Below are 20,249 nucleotides of genomic sequence, written 5' to 3' on the forward strand. Positions count from 1 at the left end.
GCATCCTCCCTAGACTTGACCGGTGCTCAGGCTCTACGACACCCAGACCCGCGAGGTCCGTGACTTCGTGCCCCTCGAGGAGGGGAAGGTCGGTCTGTACGTCTGCGGCCTGACCGTGCAGTCGGAGCCGCACGTGGGCCACGTGCGCTCGGCGGTGAACTTCGACGTGCTCCAGCGCTGGCTGCGCTACCGCGGCTACGACGTCACCTTCATCCGCAACACGACCGACATCGACGACAAGATCCTGGTCAAGGCCGCCGAGGAGGGCCGGCCCTGGTACAACCTCGCCTACGCGATGAAGCGCGAGCTCGACAAGGCCTACGCGGAGCTCAATGTCGCCCCGCCGACCTACGAGCCGGCCGCCACCGGCCACATCCCCGAGATGCTCGAGCTGATCATCCGGCTGGTGCAGAAGGGCCACGCCTACCCGGCCGAGGACGGCTCGGGCGACGTCTACTTCGATGTGCGGTCGTGGCCGGCGTACGGCGAGCTGACCCACCAGAGGATCGACGACATGGAGGCGGCCGAGGACGCCGACCCGCGCGGCAAGCGCGACCCGCGGGACTTCGCGCTCTGGAAGGGCTGGAAGAAGGAGTCCGAGCCGGAGACCGCCGCGTGGCCCAGCCCGTGGGGGCCGGGGCGGCCGGGTTGGCACATCGAGTGCTCGGCGATGGCGGGGAAGTACCTCGGCACCGCCTTCGACATCCACGGCGGCGGCGTCGACCTGCGCTTCCCGCACCACGAGAACGAGCAGGCGCAGTCGCGCGCGGCCGGCCACCGGTTCGCGTCGTACTGGATGCACAACGCCTGGATCACCACCGCCGGGGAGAAGATGAGCAAGTCACTCGGCAACAGCCTGCTCATCCCCGAGGTGCTCAAGCGGGTCCGGGGCATCGAGCTGCGCTACTACCTCGTGGCCGCCCACTACCGCAGCCACGTCGAGTTCTCCTTCGACGCCCTCGAGGAGGCGGCGGCGGGGTTCCGGCGGATCGAGAACTTCCTCGAGCGGGCGGGCACCACCGAGAGGGGCGAGATCCCCGAGCCGTTCGCTGCGGCGATGGATGACGACCTCGGTACGCCGGCCGCGGTCGCGGTCCTCTACGACGCTGTGCGCGAGGGGAACCGGCAGCTGGCTGCGGGGGAGGACGCAACGGGTACCGCCACGACCGTGCGCGCGATGCTCGACGTCCTCGGCCTCGACCCGGCCGACCCGGCCTGGCCCTCCAGCGGCGGGGCCGACACCAAGCTGACCGAGGCGGTGGACGCCCTGGTCAAGGGGCTGCTCGAGCGGCGCGAGGAGGCGCGGAAGGCCAAGGACTTCGCCGCCGCCGACACGATCCGCGACCAGATCAAGGCCGCCGGCATCGAGGTCGAGGACACCCCCACCGGACCGAAGTGGAGCCTGTCGTGACCACCGCCGTCGGGATAGTCCGTGACGAAATGGTTGTGGAGAACGGTGTTCGGCCCACCATTTCGTCACGGACTATCGCGCGGGGGGCGGCGTAGATGGCCGGCAACAGCCAGCGCAAGGGCTCGGTCCGCAAGACCACCAAGAAGCCGACGGCGGGATCCGGCGGCCGGGTGCGGCGCGGGCTCGAGGGCAAGGGGCCGACCCCGAAGGCCAAGGACCGCCCCAACCACAAGGCCTACAAGGCGGCCCAGCGCGCCCAGACGTCGCAGCCGGGCCGCCCCAAGCGGCGGCCCACCGGTGACGCGGAGTGGGTGGCCGGCCGCAACAGCGTGGTCGAGGCGCTCCGCGAGGGCGTGCCCGCCACCACGGTCTACGTCGCCGAGGGTGCCGAGCGCGACGGCCGGCTGCGCGAGGCCTTCCGGCTCGCGGCCGAGCGGGGGATCAGCCTGCTCGAGGTGACCAAGAACGAGCTCGACCGGATGACCGGCGGTGCGGTGCACCAGGGGCTGGCCGCGCGGATCCCGCCCTACGACTACGCCCACCCCGACGACCTCCTCGAGCAGGCGCGCGAAGCCGGTGAGCAGCCGCTCGTGGTCGCCCTCGACCAGGTCACCGACCCCCGCAACCTCGGCGCGGTGGTGCGCAGCGCGGCCGCCTTCGGGGCGCACGGCGTGGTGGTGCCCGAGCGCCGGGCCGCGGGCATGACCGCGGCTGCCTGGAAGACCAGCGCCGGCGCCGCCGCCCGCACGCCGGTGGCCCAGGCGGTCAACCTGGTCCGGCAGCTGAAGAGCTACCAGGACGCCGGCTGCATGGTGGTCGGGCTGGCGGCGGACGGCGAGGTGTCCCTGCCCGACCTCGACCTCGCCGAGGGGCCCCTGGTGCTCGTCGTCGGCTCCGAGGGGGAGGGGCTGTCCCGGCTCGTGGCCGAGACCTGCGACCAGCTCGTGTCGATCCCGATGGCCAACCGTGTGGAGTCCCTCAACGCCGGTGTCGCGGCTTCGGTCGCTCTCTACGCGGTGGCGCAAGCGCGCGCCTGAGATCGTGGACGTCAGGCTCCGCCGGGCCCTGGACGGGACGGTGTACCTCCTTTGCTGGGTGCTGTTCACCCTGGCCGCGGCCGCGGTGATCTTCTTCAACAGCAGCCGGGAGACCACCCTGGCCAGCCACGACGCGGTGATCCGGCCCGACCTCTCCGGCCACGTGGTCCTGCTGACCGGGCCGGTGCTGCCCGACGTGCGCGTGCCGACCAACGAGCGGATCGGCGTCTCGGTCACCCTCGGCAAGACCGACGCGCCGAGCACGTCCGCGCTGATCGACCGCTACGCGCTGATCGCCAGCCAGCCCGAGGGCCCCGAGGCCCGCGTCCGGGAGGTGCTCGGCGACATGATGGTCGACTCGCTCGTGCGCGGCGCCGCGCTGGGCCTGGTGCCGATCGTGGTCTGGCTGCTCGTCGGCGCGCATCGGCGCCGGGCCCTCTTCGCGCGACCGCGCAAGCGGCGCCGGTCGATCGCGCTCGTGCTGTCGCTGGCCGTCATCGGCGTCGTCGTCGCGCAGCCCTGGAGCGACGACGTCGAGACCCTGGACCGCGAGGAGTCCTGGCAGCCGCTCGCGACCTTCCTCGGTCCCGACGTGCCGCTCCCGGAGGAGCTCGACGGGGTCCAGGTCCGCGGCGACGTGACGACGAGCCAGACCCGGCGGCTGATCGAGAGCGCGATCGGCACCTACGACGAGGGCAAGACCTTCTACCGCGACGCGGCGGAGTCGGCCGCCGACCTCCAGCTGCACCAGCCGGAGGAGGGCCAGACGGCGGTGCTGTTCATCTCGGACCGGCACGACAACATCGGCATGGATCGCGTGGCCCGCGCGGTCGGCGATGCCGGCGATGCGCAGGCCGTCTTCGACGGCGGCGACGACACGTCGACCGGGAGCACGTGGGAGGCGTTCTCGCTCGACTCGCTGGACGCGGCCTTCGACGACGGGCCGTACGCCGACAGCAAGTGGGCGGTGACCGGCAACCACGACCACGGCGCGTTCGTCGGGAAGTACCTCGGCGACCACGGCTGGACGATGCTCGACGGCGAGGCGGTCGACGGCCCGGCCGGCGTACGGCTCCTGGGCGTCGGCGACCCGCGCTCGAGCGGCCTCGGCAGCTGGCGCGACGAGACCGGGCTCAGCTTCGACGAGGTGGCCGACCGGCTGGCCGACGCTGCGTGCAAGGCGGACGAGGACGGCGACCGGATCACCACGATCCTGGTCCACGACGCCAACATGGGCGATGAGGCGCTCGAGCGCGGGTGCACCGACCTGGTCATCGGCGGCCACCTCCACGTGCAGAGCGGGCCGACCGAGGTGACCGGCGCGAACGGCGCGGTCGGCTACAGCTACACCACCGGCACCGCCGGCGGCGCGGCGTACGCCATCGCCGTCGGTGCGGCGATCCGGCGACCGGCCGGCATCACGGTGATCACCTACGCCGACGGCCACCCGGTCGGCGTCCAGCCGGTCACCCTCGACACCACCGGCGTGTTCACGGTCGGCGACTACGTGCCGCTGACTCCCTCGAACCCCTCCTGACCGGCCGGTCCCGAAATCAGGCGTGACCGCCGTCACCTCTGCCGTACTTCGTCGTTGGGTCACTGATACGTGTTCTAGTTCCGCGCCTGGAGGGATCCCCGTGCCCCGTGTCGCTGTGCGCCCGCGTGCGGTCCGTGTCCTGTGCCTGGTCACCGGTGCCGCGCTCGCCCTCGGCCTCGCGGCCTGCGGCTCCCAGCTCGACCCGGACCAGGTGGCCGACGCCAACGGCGGCACCGCGGCAAACCTCCAGGCCGGCGGCGACGTCGTGCCGGGCGCCGGCTCGGGCAGCGGCACCACGACCACCGGCGGTGGCACGACGACGTCCGGAGGCACGTCCGCGGCCAGCGGTACGCCGGCCGCCGGCGGCACCGGCACGACCGGCTCCACCGGTGGCGGCTCGTCCACCGCCGGCGGTGGCGGCGACGCGGCGAGCTCCGGCGGCGGGCACGGTGGCGGTGGCCACGGCGGTCCGGGTGGCGCCCCGGTGAGCTGTGACGGCTTCAAGACCGGCCCCGGCGTCACCGACTCCGAGATCACCATCGGCAACTCCTCCGACATCTCCGGTCCCGTGCCGGGGCTGTTCGAGTCCTCCCAGGACGCGGTGAAGGCCTACGTCGCCTACTTCAACTCCACCAGCGACATCTGCGGTCGCAAGCTGAGGCTGGTCACCTACGACAGCCGCACCGACGCCGGCGCCGACCAGCAGAACTACGCCAAGGGTTGCGACGAGGTCTTCGCGATGGTCGGCTCGATGTCGGCCTTCGACTCCGGCGGGGCGTCGACCGCGCAGTCCTGCGGGCTGCCCGACATCCGCTCCGCCTCGGTGACCAAGGACCGGAACGACTGCACGACCTGCTTCCCGGCGCAGTCGATCGACACCGGTGAGTTCGAGAACGCCCCCGCTGAGTTCGTGAAGAAGAACTACCCGCAGGACGTCGGCCACGCCGCGATGCTCTACATCAACGCCGGCGCCGGTGCCGAGAACGGTCCGGTCGAGGCCAGCGCGATGACCAAGCAGGGGCTTCACTTCGACGTGGTCCAGGGCATCGACGTCTCGGAGTTCAACTACGCGCCGTACGCCCAGGCGCTCAAGGACAAGGGCGTCAAGGTGGTCTTCTGGGTCGGCAACGAGCAGTACTCCGTGCGGCTGGCCCAGGCCATGCAGCAGGTCGGCTACAAGCCCGATCTCTACCTCCGCGACCCCACCGACTACGTCCCGGACTTCGTCAGCTCCGGCGGGAGCGCCGTCGACGGGACCGTGGTCTTCCTCAACTTCGTACCGTTCGAGGAGGCCGGCTCCAACCAGGAGATGCAGCTCTACCTGAGCTGGCTCCAGCAAGTGAGCCCGGGCGCGGACCCGACCATGTTCGGGGTGTTCTCGTGGTCGGCGGCGAAGCTGTTCGTCGAGAAGGCGGCCGGCCTCGGCGGGGGCCTGGACCGGGCCACCCTGGTCGACGCGCTGAAGAAGACCGACAACTGGACCGCCGGCGGGATGACCGCGCCGCAGCACGTCGGGTCGAAGCGGACCGGTGACTGCTGGCGGTTCATCCAGCTCGACAGCGGGGTGTGGAAGCCGGTGGGCAGCGCCAAGTACACCTGTGCCGGCACCACGAACGGCGGATAGGCATGAGCTCGTTCATCGCCTACACCCTCTTCGGGCTGTTCTCCGGGGCGGCGTACGCGATCGCGGCCAGCGGCCTGGTGCTGACCTACAGCACCACCCGCGTCTTCAACATCGCGCACGGCGCCCTCGGGATGGTGCTGTCGTTCGTGTTCTGGGACTTCAGCGTCCGGCAGGGGATGCCCACGCTCCTCGCCCTCGCGCTGGTGCTCCTCGTGGTCGCCCCGGCGATCGGGTGGTTCATCGCCCGGTTCGTCGCCCGCGACCTCGGTGACGCCCCGGCCAGCGTCTCGCTCGTGGTCACCGTCGCGCTGCTGGTCATGTGCATCGGGGTCGCGACCCAGGTCTGGCCCCAGGAGTCCCGCACGATCCTCCCGTTCTTCGCCGGACGCACCTTCGGCATCGGCAGCGCGACGATCACCGCCCACCAGGTGATCACGATCCTCGCGTCCGTCGTGGTCGCGACCGGGCTCTACGTGCTGCTCACCCGCACCCGGATCGGCACCGCGATGCGTGCCTCGGTCGACAACCCCGAGCTGCTCCGGCTGTTCGGCGGCAAGCCCGAGCAGGTGGCCGCGCTCGCGTGGATGATCGGCGTCTCGCTGGCCGGCCTGGCGGGCATCCTGCTGGTCTCGACGGTCGGCCTGGACTACTACGCCCTCACGCTCCTTGTCATCAACGCCTACGCCGCGGCGATGCTGGGCCGGCTCACCAACCTGCCGCTGACCTTCCTCGGCGCGATGGGGCTCGGGCTGCTGACGTCGTACTTCCCGGGCTACGTGCACCTCGACGGCTTCCTCGCCCAGGTCCAGACCGTGCTGCCGGCGCTGTTCCTGTTCGCCGTGGTCGTCGCGCTGCCGCAGGCCCAGCTGCGCATCGGACAGGTCAAGGGCATCGTGTCCGCGCCGCTGCCGTCCCCGAGACGGACCATGGGCTGGAGCGCCGCACTGCTGCTGCTCGTGGCCCTGCTGGCCGGCGCCCTGTCCGAGGCGAACCTGCTCGTCGTCGGGCGGGCGGCGGCGTTCGGGATCGTGATGCTCTCGATGGTGCTGCTCACCGGGTACGGCGGCCACATCTCGCTGGCCCAGCTCGCCTTCGCCGGCGTCGGGGCGCTCACCTACGCCAAGCTCGGCGAGCCGACCCTCGCCGGGCTGGCGGTCTCGGTGCTCGTCTCGGCGGCGGTCGGGGCGCTGGTCGCCCTCCCGGTGCTGCGGCTGACCGGGCTCTATCTGGCCCTGGCCACCCTGGCCTTCGCCTCGATCATGGACAAGGTCGTCTTCCAGGCCGACTGGGCGTTCGGGTTCAACGGGCTGCTCCCGGCCGGCCGGCTCTCGTTCCTGGGACACTCGGTGAGCTCGACCGGTGCCTACGTGGTCGTGATGACGCTCTTCCTGGTGCTCGTCGCGTGGGCGGTGCTCGTGCTGCGCCGAGGTGTGGTGGGCCGGCTGCTCATCGCGACGCGCGACAGCGCAGCGGCCTGCGGCACCCTCGGCCTCGACGTGCGCTGGTTCCGGGTCGGGCTCTTCGCGCTCTCGGCCGGGATGGCGGGGCTCGGCGGAGCGCTCTACGCGGGGCTCCGCCAGAACATCGGCTCCGGCGACTTCATCTACTTCAACAGCCTCCTGCTCCTGCTCTTCGCCGTCGTCGCAGGGGTGACGTCGGTGTCGGGAGCCGTGCTCGGCGGCATCGGCCTGACGGCGCTGCCCGAGCTGCAGTCGAGCTACCCGTCGGTGGCCGGGATGTTCTTCGTGGCGATCGCCGTCTTCGCGATCCTGCTGGCCAAGGAGCCGAACGGCATCGCCGGCCACCTGTTCCGCCTCGGCCGGTGGGCGCAGGACCGGGTGGCGCCGCGGATCCGCGCCAACCTGCCGAGGCTGCCCGGCGCCGGCGGCGAGGACGACCTGGCATCGGAGTCGGAAGGGGTGGCCCATGCGCACTGAGCCGCTGCTCGTCGTGGACGACGTGGTCGTCAGGTTCGGCGGCGTCACGGCGGTCGACCACGCGTCGTTCGTCGCCCGGTCCGGCCGGGTGACCGGGCTGATCGGCCCCAACGGCGCCGGCAAGACGACCTGCTTCAACGTGATCAGCGGGCTGCAGAAGCCGACCAGCGGCCGGGTCCGCTTCGGCGGCCGCACCATCTCGCACACGCCGGTGCACCGCCGGGCCCGGCGAGGGATCGGTCGCACGTTCCAACGGCTCGAGGCCTTCGGCTCCCTGACCGTCGGTGACAACGTCCGGGTCGCCCGCGACATCCGGGCGGGGCTGCTCGGGGCGGTCCGGCCGTCGCGGGGGGACGTCGGGGGGCTGCTGGAGCGGGTCGGCATCGCGGCGTACGCCGACGAGCGCGCCGACTCCGTCCCAACGGGAGTGGCGCGGCTGCTCGAGCTCGCCCGCTGCCTGGCCGGGGACCCGAAGCTGCTGCTGCTCGACGAGCCGTCGTCGGGCCAGGACGAGACCGAGACCGAGGCGTTCGGTGTGCTGCTCCGCGACCTGGCGGCCGAGGGCCGCGGCATCCTGATGGTCGAGCACGACATGGACCTCGTGATGTCGGTCTGCGACGAGCTCCACGTCCTCGACTTCGGCGAGGTGATCGCGACCGGCACGCCGGCCGAGATCCGCAGCGACCCCGCGGTCCAGCGGGCCTACCTCGGCTACTCCGACGCCGGCAGCGAGACCCGGACCGACCTGCAGCCGGTCGAGACGACAGCGGTCATCCCGGCGGTGACCCCATCCACCCCACGAAACTCCGCGGAGGGAGCGCTCCGCGCGATGAGCACCGACTTCCACGGGGACCCCGGAGGGACGTCATGAGCGTCCCGATCCTCGAGGTGTGCGACGTGCACGCGGCGTACGGCCGGATCGAGGTGCTGCGCGGCGTCGACCTGTCGGTCCCGAAGGGTGCGGTGCTGGCGCTGCTCGGGCCCAACGGCGCCGGCAAGTCCACGCTGACCCGGGTCATCTCGGGCCAGAAGAAGCCGACCTCCGGCGACGTCCACCTCGGCGGCGTCGACGTCCGCGACGTCCGGCCCGAGGAGCTGGCCCGGGTCGGGCTCTGCACGGTCCCCGAGGGCCGGTCGGTCTTCGCGAACCTCACCGTCGAGGAGAACCTGCTCCTGATGTCGTACGCCGGGGTGCCGGCACCCGCCGTCCTCGACACGGCGTTCTCCTACTTCCCGCGGCTGCACGAGCGCCGCCACCAGCTGGCCGGGACGATGTCCGGCGGGGAGCAGCAGATGCTGGCCATGTCGCGGGCCCTGGCCAGCGACCCGGCGCTGCTGATCCTCGACGAGCTGTCGATGGGGCTCGCGCCACTGATCGTCGACGAGCTCTACGAGACCGTGGCGCGGATCGCGAGCAGCGGCGTCTCGATCCTGTGCATCGAGCAGTTCGCCCGGACCGCGCTGCGGGTGGCCGACTACGCAGCGGTGATGAGCGGTGGCCGGGTCGTCGCGACCGGTGAGCCTGCCGAGATCCTGCGGTCGATGTCCGACGTCATCCTCGGAGGCGCAGCATGAAAGCCCAGCTCATCCCGCTCGCGGCCGCAGGCCTCGCCGCGACGTCCCTGTCGCTCGCGAGCGCACCCGCCCGCGCGGACGGCTCGCCCGCGCCGGCGGGTGCCTACAGCGGCTACAGCGCGAGCGGCATCGCCACGCCGGTCAAGATCGAGGTCTTCGAGCCGACCATCCCGCTCCCCACGACACCGCAGGGCGAGTTCGACCTGGGCTACGCCAAGGTCAGGTCCAACTCGGCGGGCACCAGCGGCCGGGCCAGCTTCATGTGGCCGGGCGACGCGATCGGCGAGGGGCTCAAGACCTTCTTCTCCGAGCTCGGCCTGCCGACTGAGCCGGTCGAGAACGGATACCCCGTGCAGGTGAACTCGGAGTACCCCTCCGGCACGACCAGGCAGCGCAGCACCCCCCTCCCCGGCACCTCGATGTCCACCGAGTCGGGCGAGGACAGGTCTCGCGCCACGGTCGGCTTCTCCACCGACTGCAACGCCGGCGACGGCGCCGGTGACGACTCCGGCGACCCCGACAGCGGTGGGAGCGTCGTGCCCGGGCTGCCCGTCCCCCTGCTCGACAACCTCGACGACATCCTCGGGCTGCTCGGGCTCGGTGGCCAGCAGGCGCCGACATCCCCCCGCAGCAGCGCGCCGGCCACACCAGCCGGCGGTGGGAGCAGCGAGCAGCCGGACTCGGGCTCGACCGAGGTCTGCCCGCTTCCTTCGGCGCTGTCCGCGCTGGTCGACGTCAACGGCTACGTCGCGGACAGCCAGTCGGTCTCCGACGGCACGACGGTGCAGGCGATCTCCCGATCGGCGCTCGGCGAGGTCCGGCTGCTCGGCGGCGTCGTCACGATGTCCGGCATCTCCTCCAGCGTCGTCTCCGCCAGCGACGGCACCACCGGCCGGTCCCAGGGCCGGGCCGACTACGGGACCATGACCATCGCCGGCCAGACCTTCGGTGTCGGTCCGGAGGGGTTCACCGCGGCCGGCCGGTCCGGCCCGATCCCGGCGCTGCCCGACGACCCGACCGCGGCCCTGGCGGCCCTCGGCATCACCGTGCAGGTGCCCGAGCCGGCGTACAAGGCCGACGGCGACAAGGCCTCCGGCACCGTCGAGGGGATGGTCGTCACCATCGACCTCAAGACGCTCAAGCCGGCGCTCTCCCAGATCAACCTCGGCCCGATCCTCGCCCAGGTCCCGTTCCCGCCGCAGGCGGCGCCGCTCAAGAGCCTGCTCGGCGCGATCGGCAACCTGTCGCCCAGGATCGTGCTGCACCTCGGCTACGCGACCTCGGCGGTCGACACCGTGCAGCCGATCAAGATCCCTGCGACGGTGCCCGACAACGACCCGACCGGCAGCCCGACCGAGGACCCCGGCGGCAGCGCGACCGGCGGCGCCACGGGTGGCGGCGCCGTACCCGGTGGTGGCGGTGGCCTGCCGCCAGTAGGCGGCGCGGCTGGTGGCACCGACGGCGGCGCCGGCACCGACACCGCTGGCGGCCTGTCGCCTGCATCGGCGAGCCCCGGGCTGCCACCCCTCTTCTCGATCCCCGGACTGCTGCTCTGTGCCGGGCTCGGTGGCGCCCTGCTGGCGGGCAGCTATGTGCGCCGGCTCGGCGCCCTGGTCCTCGGCGCCGGCGGCGCCTGCGCGCACGGCCTCGAGTCCGGCCTGCCCGACCTCCGAAAGGTGCAGTGATGACCACGATGTCCAGTCCCGCCCCGGCCAGCGGCTCCCGCCTGGGCGCCGGCACCACCGCCCTCCCACGGGCCGGGCGCAGCGGCAGCGGTGCCGCGCCGCTCAAGAACGACAGCTCCCGCCTGTTCCAGAGCGCGCTGTTCTGGGTGGGGGCCGCGCTGCTCCCGCTCGGTCTCGTCGTGATCCTGCTGGGCTGGTACGGCGTCGCGAACACGCCGTTCGGCTACGACCAGCAGTCCTACATGATCTCCGGCGGCTTCGGCGGGCTCGCACTCACCTTCGTCGGCGGGTTCCTCTACTTCGGGTCCTGGCTGGCCCGGATCGCGGAGGACAACCGCGAGGCATCCCGCCGGCTCGCGGACACGCTGCTGGTGCTGGCCGACGTCACCTCGCGCTCGGCGGCACTCACCGACCAGGGTGTCGACGCCGCCGCGATCCCGGTGACCGCCGGCGAGGGCACGACCATCCACCGTCGTGACTGCCCGCTCGTCGCGCACCGCGAGGACCTGAGGCCGGTGGGCGAGCACCAGCAGGACCTGGTGGCCTGTCGGGTCTGCAGGCCCTGAGCCCGGGGGAGCGCGTGGGCCGCCGTCGTTCTGCCGGCGGCGCTCACGCGTCCGGGGTCACCGTGGCGGGCGACGCCGTGATCGCCTCGTCCGGCTTCTTCTTCAGCACGGTGTCGATGTAGTCGGCCGCGGCGTCGAACAGGTCGATGTCGTGCCCGGCGCGCTCGGCGAGGTACCACCGGTGCTGCAGCACCTCGTGGAAGACCTCGGCGGGCTCGAGCTTGCCTGCCGCCTCGGCCGGGATCATCGCGATGATCGGCTCGTAGCCCTCGTCCAGCCATCGGTTCGCGACGAGGTGGCGGTCCTCGCGGCCGAGGTTGCGGTAGGCCGTGAACGACGCGATGTCGTTGAGCAGCCGCCGCGCCTGGTCGTCCTCGACGTGGAGGCCGGTCAGCCCCTGCAGCTCGCGCTGGTGGTGGCCGGCCTCGACGACCTTCGGCTGGATCCGGACCCGGTCGCCGTCGAAGTCGGTGACGATGTCGAGCTCGTCGACGTCGAACCCGAGGTCGTTGAGCCGCTCGATGCGCTGCTCGATCCGCCACATCTCGGCAGCGGAGAACTCCTCCTCGGCGGTCAGCTCCTTCCACAACGCCCGGTAGCGCGTCGAGAGCAGCTCGACGATGTCGGCGGCCTCGACCTCGTAGCTGAGCGATTCGCTGGCCTGCAGGTCGAGCAGCTCGGCGAAGACGTTCTCGGTGGCGATCGTGAGGTCGTACTCGCGCATCGAGCTCGACAGGCTGGGGCGCAGCTCGCCGGTCTCCGCGTCGACCAGGTAGGCCGCGAAGCCGCCGGCGCTGCGGCGGAAGAGCACGTTGGACAGCGACACGTCGCCCCAGAAGAAGTCCGCGAGGTGCAGCCGGACCAACAGCACGACCAGCGCGTCGATCAGTGACGGCAGGCTGTCGTGGGAGAGCCCGTGGCTGAACAGGCTGCGGTAGGGCAGAGAGAACCGCAGGTGCTCGGTCAGCAACGCCGTCGGCAGCTCCTCTCCATCGACGTCGACCCGGCCGGTCACCACGCCCTGTGGCACCACGGCGGGCAGGTTGAGTCGCTGGAGGTCGCGGAGCAGGCGGTACTCGCGGAACGCGATGTCCTCCACGGTCTCCTTCACGGCGAACACCCGGTCCCCGAGCCGCACGATCCGCACGACGTGGCGGGAGAGGCCGCGGGGGAGCGGTACGACGTATGGCTCGCCCCACTCCTCGAGCGGGACCGACCAGGGCAGCGTGATTATCGCCGGATCCGGCCGGCTCGCGACGATCCGCAGGGCCATGGGCAACAGGCTAGATGCGGTCGGCACCGGGCGGTCCCAGCCCCGGCTCACCTGGCTTCGAGGCTCGGCGCTGGGGCGCCTCGCACCTCAGCCACCGTCGGTGCCCCTTCGCTCATCGAGCCTGGCGAGATGTCCGCAGCGATGGCACCTGCTGGCCCGTCGCTCATCGAGCTGTCGAGACTTCCGCAACGAAGGCATCTGCTGGCCGTTCGCTCATCGAGCCTGTCGAGATGTCCGCAACGTAGGCATCTGCTGGCCCTTCGCTCATCGAGCCTGTCGAGATGTCCGCAACGTAGGCATCTGCTGGCCCGTCGGTGGCTGAGGTGCGAGGCCGTCCACGGCCGAGCCTCGAAGCCTCCGCAGGGTAGGCACCCGCGCAAGTCTCAGCCCGGGGGTCGCCTGGCTTCGAGGCTCGGCGCTGGGGCGCCTCGCACCTCAGCCACCGTCGGTGGTCTCGGCGCTGGGGCGGCGCACCTCAGCCACCGTGCTGGATCACCATGGCTTGCGGTCGGGGTCGAGCAGGACCGCGCCGGGGCCGCGCTCGGCCAGGTCGTCGCCGGGGTTGGTGAGTGCGCACGACTTCAGCGAGAGGCACCCGCAGCCGATGCAGCTGTCCAGTCGGTCGCGGAGGAGCTCGATCCGGCGGATCTGGTCGTCGAGCCGCGGCCGCCAGTCCCGGCTGAGCCGGTGCCAGTCGGCCTTGGTCGGCGTACGCCCGTCCGGGAGGGTCGCGAGCGCCGACCCGATCTCCTCCAGGCTCAGCCCGATGCGCTGGGCGGTCCGGATGAACGCCACCCGGCGCAGCGTCGACTGCGCGTAGCGGCGCTGGTTGCCGGTCGTGCGCCTCGACGAGATCAGGCCGCGGCTCTCGTAGAACCGGATCGCCGAGGTCGCCACCCCCGAGCGCTCCGACAGCTGGCCGATGGTCAGGGCAGTCATGAGTTCAACATTACTCGAAGTTGCCGACGAACTAGAACACGTTCTAGTCTGCGCCGGTGACCGACCCGCGCACCGTCGTCATCACCGGCGCCGCCTCCGGCATCGGCCACGCCACCGCGGAGCTGTTCCGCGACCTCGGCGACACGGTCTTCGGCCTGGACATCCGGCCGACCGTCCCTGAGGGGGTGACGTACGTCGAGTGCGACGTCGGCACCAAGGAGTCGGTGGACGCGGCCGTGGTGACGTGTGCGGGGCAGGGTCGCATCGACGTGCTGGCCAACGTCGCGGGCATCGTGCAGTTCGGGCGGTTCGACGCCATCTCCGAGGAGGAGTTCGACCGGGTGCACGCGGTCGACCTCAAGGGACCGTTCTTCCTGATCCAGGCGGCGCTGCCGCACATCCGGGAGGCCAGGGGCAACATCGTCAACGTCTCGTCGGTGGCCGGCAACAAGGCGCAGGGCTACTCCGCGGCGTACTCCGCGGCCAAGGGAGGGCTCACGATGCTGACGCGCGCCCTCGCCCTGGAGCTGGCGCCGGAGGGGATCCGGGTCAACGCCGTGTGTCCCGGCACCGTGGACACGCCGCTCGTGGAGCACGTGGCCGCCAACTTCCCGCCGGACCTCGACCCGCGGGTGGTGGACCGGCTGATGATGATGCTCCCGGGCAAGGCGATCACGCCGGCCGAGATCGGCCAGTCGATCGTCTACCTGGCCTCGCCGGCGGCGCGGATGATCACCGGGACGGTGCTGGCCTTCGACGGCGGGATGAGCTAGGTCCGTTTTGGATGGGGTGCCCACCGCCGGCACCGGTGGGGGCGAGGTGGACCTCGTCCTTCGGCATCTACGATGTGCGGCACCCCCGCCGGTGTAGCTCAGTTGGTAGAGCGTTGCTCTTGTAAAGCAAATGTCGCAGGTTCGATCCCTGTCACCGGCTCTCTGTCACCGGCTCTCCGCTCCCGTCTCGAAACCGTGCAGCCACGGTGGCTGAGGTGCGAGGCCGTTCACGGCCGAGCCTCGAAGCCTCCGCAGCGATGGCACCCGGGCAAGTCCCAGCCGCGGCTCACCCGGCTTCGAGGCTCGGCGCTGGCGCGCCTTGCACCTCAGCCACCGTGCTGGTCGAGCCTGTCGAGATCTCCGCAGCGGACGGCTGGGACACTGTGCGGCGTGACGTCGCCCACCGGTCCGCTCGTCGAGCTCGCGCAGGTGTGCGGCGTGATGACGGAGTACGTCGACTGGCGCGGTCAGCAGGTCCGGGTGAGCGCGGAGACCATCGAGGCCGTGCTGCGGGCGATGGACGTCGACACGATCGACCCGGAGGCCGCCCGGGCGCGCAAGGAGCACGAGCCGTGGCTTCGGATGTTGCCGCCGACCGTCGTGACGATCCAGGGGCAGCCGCACTGGGTGCCGGTGCACGTCACGCACGGCGACCCCGTCGAGGTCTGGGTCGAGCTCGAGGACGGCGCGGTGCGGCACGTCCAGCAGGTCGACCACTGGGTCGAGCCCCGCGAGATCGACGGCCGCTGGATCGGGCAGGCGACCTTCGCGGTGCCCGAGCACCTGCCGCTCGGCTACCACCGCCTGCGGGCCCGCAGCGGCGATGCGGGGGCCGGGGCCCATCTCGTCGTGACCCCGGGCTGGCTCGGGCTCCCGGAGCGAGCCGACGTCCGGCGGCTGTGGGGGTTCGCGACCCAGCTCTACAGCGTCCGGTCCGGCGGCAGCTGGGGGCTGGGCGACCTCACCGACCTCACCGACCTCGCGGTGTGGTCGGCGAGCGAGCTCGGCGCCGACTACGTCCTGGTCAACCCGCTGCACGCCGCGGAGCCCCTGGCGCCGCTCGAGCCGTCGCCGTACCTGCCCAGCAGTCGGCGGTTCTTCAACCCGATCTACCTGCGCGTCGAGCGCATCCCCGAGTACGCCGCCCTCCCGGCGGACGAGCGGGACGCGGTCGACCAGCTGGTGGCCCAGCTCCGGCCGTGGCTGACCCCGCAGGACCCGGTCGACCGCGACGCCAGCTGGACCGCGAAGCGCGCCGCCCTCCGGATCGTGCACGCGGCACGGCGCACTGCCGGCCGCGAGCTCGACTACGCGGCGTACATCCGGCGCGAGGGTGACGCCCTCACCGACTTCGCCACCTGGAACGTGCTGGCCGAGGACCACGGCAACGACGTGCGCGAGTGGCCGGATGCATACCGCCGCCACGACGGCCCGGCCGTGGCCGAGTTCGCGGCGGCGCACGCGGACCGGATCGACTTCGAGTGCTGGCTGCAGTGGGTCCTCGACGAGCAGCTCCAGCAGGCGCAGGCCAAGGCCGAGGGCGCCGGGATGCGGCTCGGGATCATGCACGACCTCGCGGTCGGCGTACACCCCGGCGGCGCCGACGCGTGGCGGCTCCAGGACGTCTACGCGCAGGGCGTCCGGGTCGGTGCGCCACCGGACCCCTACAACCAGCTCGGCCAGGACTGGAGCCAGCCGCCGTGGCGGCCGGACCGGCTGGCCGAGCTCGGCTACCTGCCGTTCCGCGACCTGATCGGCGCCGTGCTCCGGCACGCGGGTGGTGTGCGTGTCGACCACGTCATCGGGCTGTTCCGGCTCTGGTGGATCCCGGCCGACGGGCCGCCTGACGAGGGCACCTATGTCCGCTACGACCACACCGCGCTGATCGGCGTGCTCGCGCTGGAGGCTCACCGCGCAGGCGCTGTCGTCGTCGGCGAGGACCTCGGTCTCGTGCCCCCCGAGTCCCGCGGCTACCTCGCGTCCCGCGGGGTGCTCGGCACCTCCGTGCTGTGGTTCGAGCAGGACCACGACGGGCCGAAGCCGGCCGAGCAGTGGCGCGAGTGGAGCCTCGCCTCGGTGACGACGCACGACTTCCCGCCCACGGCCGGCTACCTGGCCGGCGACCAGGTACGCCTCCAGCACCAGCTCGGGATCCTCGAGGGTGACCTCGACGACGAGCTGGCCGCGGCCCGGGCGGAGGTCGACCACTGGCTCGGTGAGGTGCGCAGCCGTGGTCTGCTCCCCGACGACGCGGACACCGACGAGGTCGTGCGGGCCCTGCACCGCTACCTCACGCTGTCGCCGGCCCGGCTCCTGTGCCTGGCGCTCACCGACGCGGTCGGCGATCGGCGCACCCAGAACCAGCCGGGCACTACCGACGAGTACCCCAACTGGCGGGTGCCGCTGGCCGGACCCGACGGCGTGCCGCTTCCGCTCGAGGCAGTCTTCACCAGCGATCGCGCCCGCGCGCTGGCCGACTGCGTCCGGAAGGCCCAGCCCGGCCATCGGTGAACTGCTGACGACGGCGCAGCCGATGTGCCACGCTGCGCGTCGGATGGGGGAGTGAGCCCGGTCGCCGTCGAAAGGCACGCCCATGACGCAGACGCCCAACCCGCCCGCCGGCTGGTACCCGCAGGGCGGCCAGGAACGCTGGTGGGACGGCAACGCCTGGAGCGACAACTTCCGCCCACTCGGCTCCGAGCAGGCAATGTTCCGGCCGATGCAGCAGCCGGCGTACGGCCAGCCCCCGTACGGCCAACCCCAGTACGGCCAGCCCCAGTACGGCCAGCCGGCGTACGGGCAGCCCGCGTACGGCACGCCGCAGCCGTACGCCGTCCAGCCGGTCAAGGAGAGCCACACAGCTCGCAACATCCTCATCGTGTTCGCGGTGCTGTTCGTGCTGTTCGTCGGCGGCTGCATCGCGGTCGTCGCCGTGGTCGCCAACAAGGCCAACGACGTGATCAACGACGACAGCCCGGGTGGTCCCAACAACCCCCTGACCATCACCGAGGGCAAGGCGTTCGAGGTGCGGGGCTTCCAGTACGCCGACGGCTGGTCGATCAGCAAGGAGCCGGTGAGCCAGACCTGGACGATCGAGGGCCTCAAGGTCACCAACGAGCGCGGCAAGGCCGACCGGCTGGACGTGAAGATCAACCTGCAGAGGGCTGACGAGGTGCTGGCCACGGCGTTCTGTGTCGCGGGCGACGGGTTCGAGAAGATCCCGGAGCACACCACGGTCACCTTGACCTGCACCGCGAGCGACCCGCTGCCGGACGCCTACGACAAGGTCACGATCCAGGACGTGATCTGACGACTCAGCCGATGCCTCGGGCCGGCAGCGGCGTCCAGCCGCGCCGCATCGACAGGATCCGCCAGCCGAAGCAGACGACCATGCCGGGGGCGAGCACGAGCAGGGTCGACCACCCGTAGTGGTGCCCGGTGGCGGCGAGTGTGGCGCCGGTCAGGGCCGGGACGGCGTACCAGCCGGTGCCGGCCTCGAGGACGACCGGGACGCGGTTGGCCAGGACGTCGCGGACCATCCCGCCGCCGACCGCGGTGATCATGCCGAGCAGCGCGGCCGGGACGACGGACAGCCCGAGTTCCGAGGCCTTCACCGCGCCGTTCACGCAGAACAGGGCCAGGCCGGCGGCGTCGAGGGTGAGGACGATGTTCTCCCAGCGGGCGACCAGCGGGTGCCAGAGGAAGGTCGCGACGCCCGCGAGCGCCGCGGCCAGCAGGTAGCGCCAGTCGGTGAGACCGGGTGGCGGTACGTCGCCGATGAGCACGTCGCGGAGGAGCCCGCCGCCCAGCCCGGTCGCGCAGGCGAGCACCAGCGTGCCGAAGATGTCCAGCCGCTTGCGCACGGCCACCAGCGCGCCGGTCAGGGCGAAGACGAACGTCCCCGCCAGGTCGAGGGTGAGGGCGACGTACTCGTTCACGCGGGCTCAACGCAGCTCTCTGGCCGTACACAGCGGGGGCGGTGTGGCGATCATCTCCTGGGCCTCGACCAGCTGGATCTCGCGGGTGCCGAGGGCGACGGTTGCCTCGAGGATCGCGAACACCGAGGACGTCGTGCGCTCCAGGGCCACGACGTGCGACCCCCAGGTCAGGAGGTGAGCGAGGTAGAGCGCAGCCGTCACGTCGCCGCAGCCGTTGGGCGTGATCGGCAGCACGGGTGTGGTGACTGCCCAGGCGCCTGTGTCGGAGACGGCGACCACGTCCAGCGACCCGGCCGCGGTGTCGTCCACGACCACGGACGTGACGAGGACATTGCGTGGGCCGCGCGCGCGAACCACGTCCACGGCGTCGAGCACCTCCGACATCGAGCGGGACGTGGTGCCTGCCAGGAAGTCGAGCTCGAAGTGGTTCGGAGTCAGGATGTCGGCTGCCGGCAGGACCGTGTCGCGCATGAACTCCGGGATCCCGGGCCGCACGAACATGCCGCGGCCCACGTCGCCCATCACCGGATCGCAGCAGTAGATCGCGTTCGGGTTGGCCGCCTTCACCTTCTCGACGGCCTCCAGGATCACCGCGCCGACCGCCGGGTCGCCCTGGTAGCCGGACAGCACCGCATCACACTGCGAGAGCACACCGCGGTCCTCGATCCCTGCGATGACCTCGCGCAGATCCGCGGGGTCGACCAGCGGGCCGCGCCATGCGCCGTACCCCGTGTGGTTGGAGAACAGCACGGTGTTGACCGGCCAGACCTCGTGGCCGAGCCGCTGCAGCGGGAAGACCGCGGCGGAGTTCCCGACGTGCCCGTAGGCCACCGAGGACTGGATCGAGAGGATGCGCACACCGCATTCTCGCCGGACGCCGGCTGGGGCCGGACTTCTGTGCCGAGTCATCCGGTTCTGTGCCGAGATCTCGGTACAGAAGCTCAGCGGTCACCGGATATCCGGTGACCCCGACAGCTCGGCCTACCAGCGGAAACTAGAACAAGTTACAGTTCTCGCCATGGCAAAGAGGGCTGCGTACGCCGACGAGGCCGACTACGTCGTGGTCGGCTCCGGCTCGTCCGGCGCGGCGATCGCAGGCCGGCTCGCCGAGTCCGGGGCCAGCGTGATCGTGGTCGAGGCCGGCAGGAGCGACGAGCAGTTCCTGGTCAAGAAGCCCGGCATGATCGGCCCGATGCACTCGGTCCCCGAGATCAAGCAGCGGGTCGACTGGGGGTTCTACTCGGTGCCGCAGAAGCAACTGCTCGACCGCAGGATGCCTGTCCCGCGGGGCAAGGTGGTCGGTGGCTCGAGCTCGATCAACGGCATGGTCTACGTGCGGGGCAACCGCGCCAACTACGACGCCTGGGCGGCCGAGGGCAACACCGCCTGGGACGCCGACACCGTCAACGCGGCGTACCGGAGGATGGAGGACTTCGAGGACGGCGCCAACGACTACCGCGGCGCCGGCGGCCCGATCCGGGTCACCCGCAACCACACACCGCAGGAGGGCTCGCTCCAGTTCATCCAGGCCACGTCCGACACCCTCGGCGCCAAGATCCTCGACGACTACAACGCGGAGTCGCAGGAGGGCGTCAGCCGGATGCAGCAGAACGCCGCCAAGGGGCTGCGCTACTCGGCGTCCCGGGGCTACCTGCACAATCTCGGGGTCAACCTCAGGCCCGGGGGCCTCGAGCTCCAGACCGAGACCCTGACGACCAGGGTGGTCATCGAGAACGGCCGCGCCGTCGGCATCGAGGCCACCGACGTCTCGAAGAAGGGAAACGGCGCGAAGCGGACCATCCGCGCCGGCAAAGAGGTCATCCTCAGCGCCGGCTTCGTCGGCTCGGCCCAGCTCCTGATGCTCTCGGGCGTCGGCCACGCCCAGCACCTCAAGGACCACGGCATCGACGTCGTCGCCGACCTACCGGTGGGCGACAACCTGCACGACCACCTC

17 protein-coding genes and 1 tRNA gene are annotated in these 20,249 nt (G+C 71.6%); 14 read left to right on the top strand and 4 right to left on the bottom strand.

The annotated features are described in order from the left end of the window. The first annotated feature begins 22 nt into the window (after positions 1-22). The 9 genes from cysS (at position 23) to VFV89_RS13585 (ending at position 11,372) form a co-directional block, all read left to right on the top strand. Complete coding sequence (gene cysS, locus VFV89_RS13545) at positions 23-1,411, top strand: cysteine--tRNA ligase (RefSeq protein ID WP_329706479.1); 1,389 nt, start codon at positions 23-25, stop codon at positions 1,409-1,411. A 95-nt stretch (positions 1,412-1,506) separates the two neighbouring features. Continuing rightward, positions 1,507-2,448, top strand: coding sequence for a 23S rRNA (guanosine(2251)-2'-O)-methyltransferase RlmB (rlmB, locus tag VFV89_RS13550; protein WP_329706480.1), 942 nt, complete (start codon positions 1,507-1,509; stop codon positions 2,446-2,448). 4 nt (positions 2,449-2,452) lie between these two features. Then, entirely contained in the window at positions 2,453-3,985 is a 1,533-nt protein-coding gene (locus tag VFV89_RS13555; protein ID WP_329706481.1) for a metallophosphoesterase, read from the top strand. Positions 3,986-4,085: 100 nt separating this feature from the next. Continuing rightward, complete coding sequence (locus VFV89_RS13560; RefSeq protein ID WP_329706482.1) at positions 4,086-5,609, top strand: ABC transporter substrate-binding protein; 1,524 nt, start codon at positions 4,086-4,088, stop codon at positions 5,607-5,609. A 2-nt stretch (positions 5,610-5,611) separates the two neighbouring features. Continuing rightward, positions 5,612-7,546, top strand: coding sequence for an ABC transporter permease (locus VFV89_RS13565; protein WP_329706483.1), 1,935 nt, complete (start codon positions 5,612-5,614; stop codon positions 7,544-7,546). After that, a complete protein-coding gene (locus VFV89_RS13570; RefSeq protein ID WP_329706484.1) occupies positions 7,536-8,417 on the top strand; it encodes an ABC transporter ATP-binding protein in 882 nt (293 codons plus the stop codon). The genes VFV89_RS13565 and VFV89_RS13570 overlap by 11 nt, the downstream gene beginning before the upstream one ends. Next, a complete protein-coding gene (locus VFV89_RS13575; RefSeq protein ID WP_329706485.1) occupies positions 8,414-9,121 on the top strand; it encodes an ABC transporter ATP-binding protein in 708 nt (235 codons plus the stop codon). Before VFV89_RS13570 ends, VFV89_RS13575 begins: the two co-directional genes overlap by 4 nt. After that, the gene (locus tag VFV89_RS13580) at positions 9,118-10,806 is read left to right on the top strand and encodes a hypothetical protein (protein ID WP_329706486.1); all 1,689 of its coding nucleotides are present in this window, start codon (positions 9,118-9,120) and stop codon (positions 10,804-10,806) included. Before VFV89_RS13575 ends, VFV89_RS13580 begins: the two co-directional genes overlap by 4 nt. Next, positions 10,806-11,372, top strand: coding sequence for a hypothetical protein (locus VFV89_RS13585; protein WP_329706487.1), 567 nt, complete (start codon positions 10,806-10,808; stop codon positions 11,370-11,372). The genes VFV89_RS13580 and VFV89_RS13585 overlap by 1 nt, the downstream gene beginning before the upstream one ends. 43 nt (positions 11,373-11,415) lie before the next feature. Here VFV89_RS13585 and VFV89_RS13590 read toward each other — a convergent pair whose 3' ends face one another. Together VFV89_RS13590 and soxR are read right to left on the bottom strand one after the other, a co-directional pair. Beyond that, the gene (locus VFV89_RS13590) at positions 11,416-12,645 is read right to left on the bottom strand and encodes a DUF4032 domain-containing protein (protein ID WP_329706488.1); all 1,230 of its coding nucleotides are present in this window, start codon (positions 12,643-12,645) and stop codon (positions 11,416-11,418) included. A gap of 492 nt (positions 12,646-13,137) precedes the next feature. Continuing rightward, positions 13,138-13,584, bottom strand: a complete 447-nt coding sequence (soxR, locus tag VFV89_RS13595) for a redox-sensitive transcriptional activator SoxR (RefSeq protein WP_329706489.1) — start codon at positions 13,582-13,584, stop codon at positions 13,138-13,140. Positions 13,585-13,640: 56 nt separating this feature from the next. Between soxR and VFV89_RS13600 the strand changes: the two genes are divergently transcribed. From VFV89_RS13600 to VFV89_RS13615, 4 genes are all read left to right on the top strand, one after another. After that, the gene (locus VFV89_RS13600) at positions 13,641-14,357 is read left to right on the top strand and encodes an SDR family oxidoreductase (protein ID WP_329706490.1); all 717 of its coding nucleotides are present in this window, start codon (positions 13,641-13,643) and stop codon (positions 14,355-14,357) included. Between the two features lie 87 nt (positions 14,358-14,444). Then, a tRNA-Thr gene (locus tag VFV89_RS13605) sits at positions 14,445-14,517 on the top strand. 281 nt (positions 14,518-14,798) lie between these two features. Then, positions 14,799-16,868 carry a 4-alpha-glucanotransferase gene (gene malQ / locus VFV89_RS13610; RefSeq protein WP_422656600.1) on the top strand — a complete coding sequence of 690 codons (2,070 nt, stop codon included), beginning with the start codon at positions 14,799-14,801 and terminating at the stop codon, positions 16,866-16,868. Positions 16,869-16,950: 82 nt separating this feature from the next. Further along, positions 16,951-17,667, top strand: a complete 717-nt coding sequence (locus VFV89_RS13615; protein ID WP_329706492.1) for a DUF2510 domain-containing protein — start codon at positions 16,951-16,953, stop codon at positions 17,665-17,667. 4 nt (positions 17,668-17,671) lie between these two features. Here the strand turns inward: VFV89_RS13615 and VFV89_RS13620 are convergent, their stop codons facing one another. Both VFV89_RS13620 and pdxY read right to left on the bottom strand, forming a co-directional pair. Continuing rightward, positions 17,672-18,295: a trimeric intracellular cation channel family protein gene (locus tag VFV89_RS13620; protein ID WP_329706493.1), complete on the bottom strand. Its 624-nt coding sequence runs from the start codon at positions 18,293-18,295 to the stop codon at positions 17,672-17,674. A 6-nt stretch (positions 18,296-18,301) separates the two neighbouring features. Further along, a complete protein-coding gene (gene pdxY / locus VFV89_RS13625; RefSeq protein ID WP_329706494.1) occupies positions 18,302-19,153 on the bottom strand; it encodes a pyridoxal kinase PdxY in 852 nt (283 codons plus the stop codon). 160 nt (positions 19,154-19,313) lie between these two features. Between pdxY and VFV89_RS13630 the strand changes: the two genes are divergently transcribed. After that, positions 19,314-20,249 (top strand): GMC family oxidoreductase (locus VFV89_RS13630; protein WP_329706495.1); only part of this gene is annotated, 936 nt, incomplete at its 3' end.

Origin of the sequence: Nocardioides sp., assembly GCF_036274455.1 — a bacterium.
GTDB lineage: Bacteria > Actinomycetota > Actinomycetes > Propionibacteriales > Nocardioidaceae > Nocardioides.

What these genes read in the sequence shown, in the direction of transcription:
- rlmB (WP_329706480.1), top strand. Translation starts at nt 1,507, where the DNA reads ATGGCCGGCAACAGCCAGCGCAAGGGCTCGGTCCGCAAGACCACCAAG.
- VFV89_RS13565 (WP_329706483.1), top strand. Translation starts at nt 5,612, where the DNA reads ATGAGCTCGTTCATCGCCTACACCCTCTTCGGGCTGTTCTCCGGGGCG.
- VFV89_RS13570 (WP_329706484.1), top strand. Translation starts at nt 7,536, where the DNA reads ATGCGCACTGAGCCGCTGCTCGTCGTGGACGACGTGGTCGTCAGGTTC.
- VFV89_RS13575 (WP_329706485.1), top strand. Translation starts at nt 8,414, where the DNA reads ATGAGCGTCCCGATCCTCGAGGTGTGCGACGTGCACGCGGCGTACGGC.
- VFV89_RS13580 (WP_329706486.1), top strand. Translation starts at nt 9,118, where the DNA reads ATGAAAGCCCAGCTCATCCCGCTCGCGGCCGCAGGCCTCGCCGCGACG.
- VFV89_RS13585 (WP_329706487.1), top strand. Translation starts at nt 10,806, where the DNA reads ATGACCACGATGTCCAGTCCCGCCCCGGCCAGCGGCTCCCGCCTGGGC.
- VFV89_RS13590 (WP_329706488.1), bottom strand. Translation starts at nt 12,645, where the DNA reads ATGGCCCTGCGGATCGTCGCGAGCCGGCCGGATCCGGCGATAATCACG.
- soxR (WP_329706489.1), bottom strand. Translation starts at nt 13,584, where the DNA reads ATGACTGCCCTGACCATCGGCCAGCTGTCGGAGCGCTCGGGGGTGGCG.
- malQ (WP_422656600.1), top strand. Translation starts at nt 14,799, where the DNA reads ATGACGGAGTACGTCGACTGGCGCGGTCAGCAGGTCCGGGTGAGCGCG.
- VFV89_RS13615 (WP_329706492.1), top strand. Translation starts at nt 16,951, where the DNA reads ATGACGCAGACGCCCAACCCGCCCGCCGGCTGGTACCCGCAGGGCGGC.